Source organism: Lactiplantibacillus sp. YT640 (assembly GCF_049745435.1).
Taxonomy (GTDB): Bacteria; Bacillota; Bacilli; order Lactobacillales; family Lactobacillaceae; genus Lactiplantibacillus; species Lactiplantibacillus plantarum.
The window spans coordinates 15,025-27,639 of record NZ_JBMNVY010000021.1 but is presented as its reverse complement, the minus strand read 5'-3'; the positions used below and the strand labels follow the sequence as shown (position 1 = coordinate 27,639).

The window sequence follows — 12,615 nt, the reverse complement described above, 5'->3', positions numbered from 1 at the left end:
AGCTCAGTTATTCGCGGGAGTCACGCGTGATTTTACCAGCAGATGCCAGATTGCAAAATGTGAACTTACAAACGAATAAGCGTACTAATAGTGGCCTTGAAAATTAGCGGCTTTGACTATTTTGGGAATAAAAGTTGAGATTGATTGAAATTTCACTTATCACTTGCTATTATGAAAGGTGAATAAAGTGTTTCCGCTTTCGTAGGGAATAAATTAATAAAGGGGGGACCATTATGAATCTCGGATTAAGTATTTTATCCTTGGCGCGTTTTCAGTTCGCGATGACCACGGTGTTTCATTTCTTCTTTGTGCCATTATCAATCGGCTTAGCCTTGGTTGTTGCCATCATGGAAACGGTGTATGTTGTCAAAAAAGACATCATGTACAAGCACATGGCACAATTTTGGGGCCGCATTTTCTTACTTAGCTTTGCCGTTGGTGTCGTGACAGGGATTATACAAGAATTCCAATTTGGGATGAACTGGTCTGATTATTCACGGTTTATGGGTGACATTTTTGGGGCGCCACTAGCGATTGAAGCGTTAGTTGCCTTCTTTATGGAATCCACGTTTATTGGGTTATGGATGTTTGGTTGGGATCGGTTTAATGCCAAGCTCCACTGTGCGTTTATCTGGCTAACGTCGATTGGGACGATGATTTCCGCGATGTGGATTTTAGCAGCGAACAGTTTCATGCAAAATCCAGTTGGTTTCATGATCAATACCAAGACTGGTCGTGCACAGATGACGAGCTTTGCAGCAGTCGTCAAGAACGAACAGCTCTGGTATGAATTACCACATGTGTTGTTTGGGGCGTTTGTTACCGGCTCATTTGTGGTTGCTGGGATGGCGGCGTTTGCGTTACTCAAAAAGAAAAACGTCACGTTCTTCCGCAAATCGATCAAGGTCAGTTTAATCGTTGGCCTGGTTGCTTCCATCGGTGTGATTGGAATGGGAGATTTACAGACGCGTTACATCATTAAAGAACAACCGATGAAGTTTGCCGCAACGGAAGGCTTATATAAGGATTCCGGCTCGCCAGCTTCATGGGCAGTTATTGAAGGGATGGATACTAAGAACCATAAGGCCAACTGGTCGATTGAAATCCCGTATGTGTTGGATATTTTAAGCTATCATAAGTTGTCCGGTAATGTGAAGGGACAAAATACCCTTAACAAGGAACTTCATGCCAAGTATGACAAGAAATTTGGTAAGGACATGAACTACTACGTGCCAACAAAGACGCTTTTCTGGAGCTTCCGGGTCATGACGGTAGCTGGTGGGCTCTTCGCACTGATTGCCATTATCGGTCTATACTTCAACCGTGCAAAGTCAACGCTGATTGAGCGGCAGCGCTGGTTCCTGTGGGTACTAGGAATCTGTACGTTCTTACCATTCGCCGCAAACACGGCCGGGTGGCTGATTACTGAATTAGGTCGTTATCCATGGGTTGTTTATGGTTTACTGACGATTGCAGATGCCGTTTCACCAAATGTTAGTGTCGCTTCGTTGCTGATCTCTAACATCGTGTACTTCTGCTTGTTCAGTGGCTTAGGCATTGTCATGATCGTCTTATCACGGCGTGCCTTACACCAAGGACCTGATGATTTGTTACAAGCTAGCGATGACGCACCGTACGATCCTTATGGTAAGGAGGCGTTCAGTCATGAGTAATCTACAATTCTTATGGTTTATTCTGGTGGGCGTTCTATTTAGTGGTTTCTTCTTCCTTGAAGGTTTTGACTTCGGGGTTGGGATGACGATTAAGAGCTTAGCCCAAACACGCGCTGAGCGCGATGTTGTGATTCATACGATTGGCCCACATTGGGATGCCAATGAAGTGTGGTTGATCACTGCTGGTGGGGCGATGTTTGCGTCGTTCCCAATGTGGTATGCTTCCTTATTCTCCGGATTCTATCTTATCTTATTGTTGATTCTAGTGGCCCTCATTATGCGAGGGGTCTCATTTGAATTTAGAAGCCGGATGGAAAGTGACGCCGGCCGGAATTTCTGGGAATGGGCCGCAGCCCTAGGTAGTTTCTTTGCTGCCTTCCTATTTGGGATGATGTTTACTGCTTTGGTCAAAGGGATGCCAATCAATGCCAATGGCGATATGACTGCCCACTTCACCGATTACGTGAACTTGTTCTCAATCGTTGGTGGGGTTGCCGTAACGTTACTCTGCTATTTGCACGGGTTAAACTTTATTCGTCTGAAGACGACCGGGACGTTGCGTGAACGGGCGCTTCAGTGGGCCAAACCGTTATACTGGGTCCTGTTTGCCGGTGAAGTTGTCTTCGCAATTCTGCTGTTCTTTAACACCGATTTCTTTACCAAGAAACCAATCTCAACCACGATTTTAGTGGTCGCCTTAGTGGCTTTGACGGTCTTGGCAACTTGGGGTGTTTATGGAAATCATGAATGGCTCTCATTTATTAGCAGTGGTCTCTCACTGATCGACGTGGTCGTGCTCCTGTTCAATGGACTATTCCCACGTGTCATGGTGGCGAACAATTCTGCATACAGCATTCTGATTAAAGATGCGTCTAATTCACCATATACGTTGCATCTGATGACTGTAATCTCATTATCGGTATTACCGATTATGTTGATCTACTTTATTTGGAGTTACTGGGTCTTCTATAAACGGTTGGCATCGTAATTCAAATGCAGATGACGACAGTATCACTGGTGCGGTGGTACAATTAATTTAACAGCACCAACGGGGTCGCGACCTTGGCCAAGTGCCAGGGTGCGACCCCGTTCATTTTAAGTAGGGAGTGATCGAATGTGTTTGATCCGGCATTATTTAAACTACCAGGGATGCGCCGAGCAGCCACGATTTTAGGGTTACTGGCCATCGTCGAGGGTATTTGTATTGTCTTTCAGGCCTACTATCTATCAGTGGCGATTGTTGGACTGTGGCACTTGCATTCATTGGCGTCGATCAGTCAGCCCATGCTATGGTTCGCATTAGCTTGGGTCGGACGGCAGTTACTGGTCGTCATTAAAAATCGTGTGATGTACCCGTTAGTCGAACAGACGACGGGTGACTTGCGGCGTAAAGTGATGCAGAAGTTATACCAACTCGGCCCAAGTTATGTAGCTAAGACTGGGACTGGTAACGTGGTGACGACAGCGCTTGAAGGTATCGATAAAGTTCAGACATACTTAATGTTGGTTGTGATTAAAGTAATCGACATGATGGTTATCCCGTGGATCATTTTAATTTACATCGCGTGGTTGCGTTGGCGTGAGGCCCTTTTTCTACTGGCAATTTTTCCATTAATTATTCTATTTATGATTATTTTGGGCTATGCCGCTCAAGCTAAAGCGGATAAGCAGTACGTGGGCTATCAACGGATGTCTAATCACTTCGTTGATACGCTGCGCGGTTTACCGACCTTGAAGCAGTTAGGACTGAGCAAACGGTACGCTGACAACGTTTATCAGGTTAGTGAAGGTTATCGTAAACAAACGATGGCGGTCATCAAGATTGCGATGTTATCGACTTTCGCCTTGGATTTCTTCACGACCTTATCGATTGCGGTTGTCGCGGTCTTCCTTGGTTTTGGTTTGATTAACGGCACGATTACGTTGCTACCAGCGTTGGTTATTTTGGTCTTATCGCCAGACTATTTCTTGCCATTACGAACATTTGCTAATGATTATCATGCCACTTTAAATGGCAAGAATGCGTTTGCGGATGTCCAGAAGATGCTAGCTTTGCCGGTGCCAACTGAACGTCAACAGCTCGGTACTCAGCCTGTGCAATGGCAAAGTGATAGTACGTTAAGTTTACATGACGTTGATTTTAAGTATGATGATGATCAGCTGGCCTTAAAACACATTAATATTGATGTGCATGGTTACCAACGGATCGGGATTATTGGGGCATCCGGATCCGGCAAATCAACTTTGATCAATTTGTTAGGTGGCTTTCTAACCCCGGTCGCTGATCAGGGTAAAATTCAAGTCAACGGGAAAACAGTCTCGCATTTGAGCCAGGACGCCTGGCAGCAGAGCTTTTTCTACATTCCGCAAAACCCATATCTGTTCCATGCAACGTTAGCAGAGAACATCGCTTTTTATCAGCCAGACGCTTCACGTCAAGCGATTGAACGAGCTGCTGAAAACGCCGGATTAACGGCCTGGATTGCAACGTTACCAGCGGGGTTGGATACGGCGATTGGTGAAGGCTCCCGTGGTGTCAGTGGTGGTCAGGCGCAACGGATTGCTTTGGCGCGGGCCTTTCTTGACGACTCGCGGCGAGTTCTGTTATTTGATGAACCAACTGCCCACTTGGATATTGAAACTGAAGCGGAACTGAAAACGACGATTTTACCCGTACTTGATAATCACTTAGTTTTCTTTGCGACTCACCGGTTACACTGGATTAATCAGATGGATTACGTGTTAGTGATGGATCATGGGGAAATCGTTGAACAAGGGACACCGACGGAATTGGCCGCGCATGACGGGGCGTACGTTCGGTTACGTGATGAAATGGTAGGTGCGATCTAATGAAAGATTTTTTGGCAACTTTTAAAAATGATACTTGGGTCATGCCGTATTTGCGCAAGTATAAAAAGTTACTAGCCCTGACGCTGTTTTTGGGTCTAATGACATTTTTCTGCGGTTCAGCGCTGATGTTCAACTCGGGCTACTTGATCAGTAAAGCCGCACGACACCCGTATAATATTCTGATGATTTATGTGCCAATCGTTCTAACGAGAGCGTTTGGGATTGGTCGGCCTGCCTTTCGCTATGCGGAGCGAATTACGAGTCATAACTGGGTGCTACGGATCGTGTCAGATTTTCGTAAGAAACTGTACCAATCCGTCGCCAAGCACGCCGTAGCGATTCGCCAAAATTTCCAGACTGGTGATGTCCTGAGCATTTTAGCTGACGATATTGACCATATTGAAAATTTATATTTACGGACCGTTTTTCCAACGGTGATTGCCTGGTTGATGACGCTAGTGATTGTGATTGGTCTGGGCTACTTTAGCTGGTGGTTCGGGCTATTGATGTTGTTGATGTTAGGATTGGTCGTTGTGATAATGCCGCTATGGTCGGTCTTACTGAATGGTGCTCGTGAATCACGCAGTCGTCAGATTCAACAGGGCTTTTATACGCAGCTGACTGATTCGGTAATGGGGCTCGGTGATTGGTTGATTGCCGGACGTCAAACGGATTTCTATGAGCGGCAAACCCAGCCTATCGAAGCAATTGCGGCACTTCGTAAACAGGACCATCGCTTTCAGTGGTGGCGAGATTTTACGATTCAGATCATTTTCGGGGTGATTTGTTTGGCGCTCTTGATCTGGAGTAGTTTTTACTGGACAACGAATGCGGCTAGTTCCAATTGGATTGCGGCGTTTGTCCTCTCCGTATTCCCGTTGGTCGATGCCATGCAGTCTGTTAGTCAGGGTGTTAGTGAGTGGCCAAGTTATCAACGGTCAATCAAACGAGTCAACGCCTTAGACACCACGCCTGAAGATGAACACGATCAGACAGTCTTAACGGAGCCATTTCAAGTATTGCGTATTGCGGACCTTGACTTTAAATATGCGGAAGGTGGTCACGCGATTTTTGACGGTTTGAATCTGACTTTAAAAGCCGGTGAAAAGTTAGCCCTGCTAGGACCTTCCGGAACGGGAAAGAGTACCTTGCTCAAGCTGATTTTAGGTGACCTGACACCGGATAGTGGGACGGTTCAATTGAATGATGTGCCCATCACACGGTTACAAAATGAGCGCGCCCAGTTATTCGGCGTCTTGGATCAGCAGCCGTACTTGTTCAATACCACGATTATGAACAATGTGCGGATGGGTAACTTGCAAGCGACTGACGAACAAGTTAAAGCCGCACTAGCAGCAGTCGAGTTAGCGCCCTTGATCGACACGCTCCCCGATGATTACGAGACAGTTGTAGAAGAGGGCGGTGCGCGCTTTTCTGGTGGCGAACGACAACGGCTCGCGCTAGCCCGCATCTTATTACAAGATGCGCCCATCATCATTTTAGATGAACCGACAGTTAGTCTTGATCCGATTACCGAGGCCCATTTGCTGACCACGGTGTTCCGGGTCTTGCATGATAAGACGATTCTGTGGGTCACGCACCATTTGGCCGGGGTCAACCATGTCGACCAAGTTCGCTTCTTGGAAGATGGTCAATTCGATATGGCCGGTACGCCGAGCGAATTGTATGCGAACGCACCGCGGTTTAAACGCCTTTATGATTTGGATCAAGGGCGTGATGATGCGAACAATGATCGGTAATCCGGTTGATAGCAGTCTTCACGTGCACCTTGGGCTTGTGAAACAGACTTTTAATTACTGCGCTGAATGGGTATTCAGCCTACGAATGTAGTGGTCATGATGACCATTACTGATTACACCGCCGATTTAGAGCGTAAAAAGGACTTGGTCGCTGTGACCAAGTCCTTTTTATATGCAATTAATCGCCAGGTTATGATTTAACCTGTTAGTAATTTTGTAATTGTGCCCGATTCTGAACGTCGACCACGTAGGCTTTCGTGCCTAAGCGGCTGAGTAAGGTCCGTACATCATTGTAATTGATTGAGACGCAACCAGCCGTTGCCCATTGATTCTTGACGTGAATAAAGAAGCCCGAGCCATTATGCTGACCGTGATTGTCCATCACAATCGCTAATTGATACTGATTGTGGGGCGCGGCCTTCGTGTAATCGATCAGATGCTCGTTCTTATTATTGGCCCAGTTTCGGTTCTGCCAAGTGTTATATTGCCGGTCATGTGGATCTTCAATCCAGTAAGATTTCCGGTTGATCTGTCGATAGGCCATACCACTAGTTCTTGCACTGGCAGCTTTACCAAATGCGAAGCTTAAGTGATAAACGCCTTTGGGTGTGGTACTGCTGCCTTCGTGAGAATTGCCGATGCCAGCGGCCCCGATGCGACTTGCGGAAGTTAGTGTATTCTTCCAGCCGCGATTGGTTTTTTGCCAAAGTTTAAGAGTGGCCGTGGATGAGCCATTTTGAATGACCGTCACGATTTGCTGAGCCTTTTTGGACACGCGCATTCTGGAGACGAGTGTTGCTTCGGATGGGGTGGCAGCTTTGGCTTTAACTGGCTTTAAGTAGCCACTCCAAATCCAGCCAGTGGCCCCATTCTAGCTATTGTGAACCCAGTAGTAACGAACCTTTTTGCCGTGCATGATAATATCAGTTTGCTGAGTCGTTGTCCAGACGGTGTTGCGATAGTTCTTCAAATCATGATTGGCCCTGAATGTCCAACGATTATAATTACCATTAGCCCTAAAGGTATGTGATTTGGTATCGGTCGTATAATAGGCCTTTCTAGCCGTTGCCCGCGTTGGCGTGCGATGATAGTAAGTGCTGGCATTCGCAGATACTGAACTTAGCATTGTGACCGCTGCGATCATTAGTACGCTCCCCAGCAACCAATTAACAATCTTTTTCATGAAACCCCTCCTAGTAAAAATAGCCCCGTTATTACAATTTTTATACAAACACTATAATACTATTTATCTCGGCGGAATGGATAACAATTTTGACTAAATCGCGGCGGTGTAGGGTGAGTAATGGTTGTAGCTGAAAAAACAGCGCGTCAGAGTAATAGGTTACTTTGACGCGCTGATTTAATTTGTGTATTAATGGTTGCGAACCAGTAATTCAGTCACTAGCCGGCGTAAAGTTTGTTGTGTTTCACCAGTTGGTAGCTGATCGATTAGGTTCAGTGCGGTTTTGGTATAGTGAGTAGCCAATTGTTGTGCCTGGGTAACGCCCCCCAAAGCAATGACCTGATCGCGAATTGTCAGTAGCTGTTCATTACTGATGTGGTCGCCGGGTTGGGGTAATTGTTCGGCCAATTGTGGTTCAGCGGTCAGGGCGTAGATAAGTGGCAGTGAATAAACGCCGTCCCGTAAGTCATTAAGCACCGGCTTTTGAGTTAAGGCCTCATCACCGGCGTAGTCAAGGACGTCATCTAACATCTGGTAGGCTAACCCCATCCTTTCACCAATCTGTTGCGCTAGTTTAACGACGCTTGCGTCGGCACCCGCGAAGTGGGCACCTTGTTCACAACTGAGGCTGAACAGACGGGCCGTTTTGCCACGAGCAATTGCCAAGTAGTCATCGACCGTGGTCGTCGGATCGAAGTTATGTGCCATTTGATCCAGTTCGCCTTGGAGGATGGCTCGCATCGCCGCAGTATTGATTTTAACGTCGTCAGCTGTCTTGGCAGCAATCAGGACTTGATCGAAATAGCAGGTAAACAACAGATCACCGGCGTAAATAGCATTACGTTGACCGTAGTCTTGGTGGATCGTTGTCACATGGCGGCGTTCTGGCGATTCATCAATTACATCATCGTGAATCAGTGTTGCCACGTGTAGTAGTTCCATAGCCGCTGCGCCAGCACGTAACCGGGCCGTGTTATGATCCGGTCCAAATTGACTAAACAAGTAAAAGAAGCCCGGGCGTAAAAACTTACCACCCGCAGCGAGTAAGTCGTGTACGCGGTCATTAATGGCGGCGTTATCAATTTTTACGTTAGTAGCTAGATACGGCTTCAGCGCTGCTAGCTCCTTTGCGACAAGACTTTCCGGTTGCCAAATGGTTTGCATCATAATCAAAATACCCCGCTTTATTTGAGAGATGGCTCCGGGACGTTTTGACGCCAACACTTGCAGCCAGTCACATTCTAAAATACAATCTATATTAAAGGTACAAATAACTTGTTTCGTTGTCAAACAAAAGGATGGTGTAAATCATTGAAACCAAAAGTGTTTCTTGAATTTGTTGAAATTAAATCATTAATTGCGAGCGTGTTACCGTTCGTTTTGGGGAGTATGTACGCCTATTATAATTATCATCAGTTACATCTTGGTTATTTATTGCTATTTTTCATTGCATCTTCACTTTTTCATATGGCGACTAATGCGAATGATAATTACCAAGACTTCCTACACGCGCCACGTAATGACGACAATCAAGAATTTTTGCAAGAGACTAATGTGGTCGGTGTTAACCAGATTTCCATTGGTCAGGCCCGGACGATTACGTTTGGTTTAGCCGGAATCTCATTGATTATCGGACTATGGTTAGTAACACAAACCGGGTTGCCGTTGTTGTGGATGGGGCTATATTCATATGCGGTCGGTTACTTTTACGCTGGCGGTCCGAAGCCAATTTCACAAGGCCCGTTTGGCGAATTTTTCTCGGGCTTTACGATGGGCTTTATGATCTTCTGGATTGCCGTCTTTATTAATACGTATGACACGGCAGCCATTACTTGGCAGTCAACGCTGGCTGTTTTAATTGCGTCAGGTCTGGCCATTTTTGCAATTTTTAACATTATGTTAGCTAATAATATTTGTGATATGGACGAGGACATTGCGTTAGGCCGACACACGATTTTGTATTACCTTGGCAAACCGGTGATGCTTCAGGTATTTGCATGGAGTTACGTTGCTGGTTATGCTTGTCTGGTGATCGCGGTCTTGATGGGTGTGCTGCCAAAGTTTAGTTTACTAACGTTGCTCAGTATTATTCCAGTTTGGAAAAATACGCGGGTCTTCTTGCACAAACAGGTCAAACGAGAAACTTTCACGATTTCAATTAAAAACGCAACGTTGATTTGTCTTTCATTTATCGTTTTCATGGGCTTAGGACTGATTTTTAACTAGTCCTTCAATAAACGAGTATGGCTTTGAGAAAGCGCCAACTAACCAAGTTGATACTAAGCAGTATTTTTCCCAGCGAGTCCAAGCTGGCTTTCTGATTTTATGGCTTAGGGTTTTTCAATGGTATTTCACGGGGGTAAAAAAAGCTTAGATATCGTGTGAAAAAACACACGGTATCTAAGCTTTTTTAATTTACATAAAGATGTTATTCATAACTAGTTTTCAAATGGATAGCGGAAGTCCCATTGTGCACGAGCGGCAGTCATGATATCCATAACGTCAGTCGTTTTAGCAAGACTCGTGTTGTGTAATTCGCCAGCAACCATTTTTTGCATGTCAGCAATTTCGTAATTCATGGCGTTAGTGCTATCGCCGGCTGTGATGGTTTCAGTATGGCCTTCGCTGTCGGTGAAAGTGGCACTGTCGGCACGTGGATAGGTATCAACGGTAAAGTAACCATTCTCATACGCGACGATACCGCGTTTAGGCATTTTAGCTCGGAACGTTAAGGCAACGGTGGCCAGTTCATCATTGGCGTTTCGTAACGTGATTGTCGAAGATTCATCGACGCCACTGCTGAATCGGTGCATGGTTGTTCCGGTAATGTATGGTTTAGCAGTCAAGAATTCTTCCACGAAGGCTAGGGCATAGACACCAATGTCCAGTAAAGCACCGCCGGCAAGGTCGGGATTAAAGAAGCGATTAGTTGGGTCTGGTTCTTTAAAACTACCAAAGCTAGCTTGGATCATTTTCAGATCACCAAGATGACGTTCTGCCGCAAAATCATGGAGCTTCTCGTATAATGGCATGTGATACAGGGTCATCGCTTCCGCTAAGATAAGGTGGTTGCTAGCAGCCACTTCCTTGGCGATTGCGAGTTGGGTACTAGACATTGTGATGGCCTTTTCACTGAGGACGTGTTTGCCAGCACGTAAGGCGGGTAAAATCGTGTCAATGTGATAATTATGGGGCGTTGCCACGTAAACGATGTCGACTTGTTCATCAGCCAGTAGCTCGTCTAAATTACCATAAGCTTTGGGAATGTTGTGTTCGGCAGCAAAGGCGTTAGCTTTTTCCTGCGAACGTGAGCAAACGGCGTAGATTTCTCCGTCAGGTTGATCAAAATATTTAACGAAACTGTGCGCGATGTTACCAAGGCCAACAATGGCCCAGCGATAAGTTTTCGACATTATAGGTTCCTCCTAGGATTAATCGAATGTGACCACTTACATTTTAGCAAAAAAATAAGGAATTGGCGCCCAATAATCATGTAAAATTAATTCAAAAGTCGGTAAAATAGAGTGTAATATGACCGATGCTCATTGCGATTTAGGCTTACTTAGAATTAAAACATGTTGGTTAGTTGGATTCTTATTCGTCAGCACGTGCGCGTCTTATGCCGACTTTCGGGGCCGGGTGACAATTACTGGAACGCAGCCGATGTCGATTTGAGCTAACGCCCAAGCCGCTTCATCTCAAATACGAGTCTTATTCTAAGCACGTTTACGCTAACTCGAACTTTTTACAGCGGGCCTAAGCTGGCAGCTTTGAACTAAGAAACCAGCATGTTTTAATCCTAATTCATGATAAATGAACAGGTGTAATCTGTAAGGTAATTACCAGAAAGGAGGCGGCTATGATGGCGGGTAAGCGGCGAAAATCGCGCCGGAAGCAACGGACAAAGACACAATTATTTGTGAAGAAGGGCCGCCTTCAGTGGGTCAATATCTTATTAGTGTTGGCGGCGATGGTGGGGATGGTTTGGTATATTCAGCATAATTGGGCGGTTAAGTCGCGGGTTACGGCGACAGCACCTACAACAACGCATGCGGCATTTATTAAAAAGCTAGTACCAGCTGCGCAACAGCTTGATCAGCAATACCACGTGCTGGCTAGTATCACGCTAAGTCAGGCGATTTTGGAATCGGATTGGGGACAAAGTACCAATGCGACAGAGAATAATAATTTATTTGGGGTTAAGTCCACGTCGGGACGGCTCATGACGACGCAGGAGTATTATGACGGGGCCTATCATACGGTCAAACGGCGCTTCGCCGTTTATGATAGCTGGCACGCTTCGCTGGTCGATCATGCCAAGAAATTGGCGTACGGAACGACTTGGGATTCTCAGCACTACGCTGCGGTGATTAAGGCAACTGATTATCAGACAGCTGCGCAAGCATTGCAGACGGCTGGATATGCGACTGATCCAAGTTATGCACAAAAATTAATTAATATTATTCAAAAATATGACTTACAACGGTATGATAGAAAGTAATGAAATTAATAGCAGTATTTCAATGTCGCTTATAATTCTAGGAGGGTACTATGCGAGAACTTGAAGAACGCATTTTGAAAGATGGCCGGGTACTTCCCGGTGAAGTATTGAAAGTGGACGGCTTTTTGAATCACCAAGTTGATCCCGACCTGATGTTTGCCATGGGAACGGAATTTGCCCACTTGTTTCAAGATGCGGGTGTAACGAAAATCTTGACGGTTGAATCATCAGGAATTGCGCCGGCAGTCATGGCGGGGTTAGCAATGCACGTGCCCGTTGTGTTCGCACGTAAGCACAAATCAGTCACGTTAATTGATGATTTATATACAGCCGAAGTTTATTCTTACACGAAGAAGACGTCTAACCACATCTCGATTGCCAAGAAGTTCTTACAGGCGGATGACAAAGTCTTGTTAATTGACGACTTTTTGGCCAATGGTCAGGCGGTTCAAGGGATGTTTGAAATCTGTGATAAAGCGCACGTAAAAATTGCGGGTGTCGGTATTGTGATTGAAAAAGTCTTCCAAACGGGTCATCAACTGATTGCTGATCGGGGTGTCCGTTTAGAATCACTAGCACAGATTACGTCATTTGATGGTGACCGGGTGCACTTTGCATCGGAGGACACCCAGGCTTAAGTTAAGAAAG

At 45.7% G+C, this 12,615-nt stretch carries 11 protein-coding genes; 7 read left to right on the top strand and 4 right to left on the bottom strand.

Annotated elements, in window-relative coordinates:
* The first annotated feature begins 233 nt into the window (after nucleotides 1-233).
* The 4 genes from ACOV1R_RS11870 (at nucleotide 234) to cydC (ending at nucleotide 6,283) form a co-directional block, all read left to right on the top strand.
* Entirely contained in the window at nucleotides 234-1,673 is a 1,440-nt protein-coding gene (locus tag ACOV1R_RS11870; protein WP_003641324.1) for a cytochrome ubiquinol oxidase subunit I, read from the top strand.
* Nucleotides 1,666-2,661, top strand: coding sequence for a cytochrome d ubiquinol oxidase subunit II (cydB, locus tag ACOV1R_RS11865; RefSeq protein ID WP_003641325.1), 996 nt, complete (start codon nucleotides 1,666-1,668; stop codon nucleotides 2,659-2,661). Before ACOV1R_RS11870 ends, cydB begins: the two co-directional genes overlap by 8 nt.
* Nucleotides 2,662-2,789: 128 nt before the next feature.
* Nucleotides 2,790-4,523 (top strand): thiol reductant ABC exporter subunit CydD, encoded by a 1,734-nt coding sequence (gene cydD, locus ACOV1R_RS11860; protein WP_015380030.1) that lies wholly within the window; start codon nucleotides 2,790-2,792, stop codon nucleotides 4,521-4,523.
* Nucleotides 4,523-6,283 carry a thiol reductant ABC exporter subunit CydC gene (gene cydC / locus ACOV1R_RS11855; protein ID WP_064578307.1) on the top strand — a complete coding sequence of 587 codons (1,761 nt, stop codon included), beginning with the start codon at nucleotides 4,523-4,525 and terminating at the stop codon, nucleotides 6,281-6,283. The genes cydD and cydC overlap by 1 nt, the downstream gene beginning before the upstream one ends.
* A gap of 205 nt (nucleotides 6,284-6,488) precedes the next feature.
* Here the strand turns inward: cydC and ACOV1R_RS11850 are convergent, their stop codons facing one another.
* The 3 genes from ACOV1R_RS11850 to ACOV1R_RS11840 all read right to left on the bottom strand — a co-directional run bounded on the left by ACOV1R_RS11850 (nucleotide 6,489) and on the right by ACOV1R_RS11840 (nucleotide 8,633).
* Nucleotides 6,489-7,064, bottom strand: coding sequence for a L,D-transpeptidase family protein (locus tag ACOV1R_RS11850; protein WP_024002627.1), 576 nt, complete (start codon nucleotides 7,062-7,064; stop codon nucleotides 6,489-6,491).
* A gap of 90 nt (nucleotides 7,065-7,154) precedes the next feature.
* On the bottom strand, nucleotides 7,155-7,466 hold the full coding sequence (locus ACOV1R_RS11845; RefSeq protein WP_225914137.1) for a hypothetical protein: 312 nt from the start codon (nucleotides 7,464-7,466) through the stop codon (nucleotides 7,155-7,157).
* Nucleotides 7,467-7,655: 189 nt separating this feature from the next.
* The gene (locus ACOV1R_RS11840; protein ID WP_003644123.1) at nucleotides 7,656-8,633 is read right to left on the bottom strand and encodes a polyprenyl synthetase family protein; all 978 of its coding nucleotides are present in this window, start codon (nucleotides 8,631-8,633) and stop codon (nucleotides 7,656-7,658) included.
* Between the two features lie 144 nt (nucleotides 8,634-8,777).
* Between ACOV1R_RS11840 and ACOV1R_RS11835 the strand changes: the two genes are divergently transcribed.
* Nucleotides 8,778-9,692, top strand: a complete 915-nt coding sequence (locus ACOV1R_RS11835) for a prenyltransferase (protein ID WP_015380031.1) — start codon at nucleotides 8,778-8,780, stop codon at nucleotides 9,690-9,692.
* A gap of 212 nt (nucleotides 9,693-9,904) precedes the next feature.
* Here the strand turns inward: ACOV1R_RS11835 and ACOV1R_RS11830 are convergent, their stop codons facing one another.
* A complete protein-coding gene (locus ACOV1R_RS11830) occupies nucleotides 9,905-10,879 on the bottom strand; it encodes a Gfo/Idh/MocA family protein (RefSeq protein ID WP_015825313.1) in 975 nt (324 codons plus the stop codon).
* 446 nt (nucleotides 10,880-11,325) lie between these two features.
* Between ACOV1R_RS11830 and ACOV1R_RS11825 the strand changes: the two genes are divergently transcribed.
* Together ACOV1R_RS11825 and ACOV1R_RS11820 are read left to right on the top strand one after the other, a co-directional pair.
* A complete protein-coding gene (locus ACOV1R_RS11825; protein WP_015380033.1) occupies nucleotides 11,326-11,967 on the top strand; it encodes a glycoside hydrolase family 73 protein in 642 nt (213 codons plus the stop codon).
* Between the two features lie 50 nt (nucleotides 11,968-12,017).
* Nucleotides 12,018-12,605 carry a xanthine phosphoribosyltransferase gene (locus ACOV1R_RS11820; protein WP_015380034.1) on the top strand — a complete coding sequence of 196 codons (588 nt, stop codon included), beginning with the start codon at nucleotides 12,018-12,020 and terminating at the stop codon, nucleotides 12,603-12,605.
* The last annotated feature ends 10 nt before the right edge of the window (nucleotides 12,606-12,615 follow it).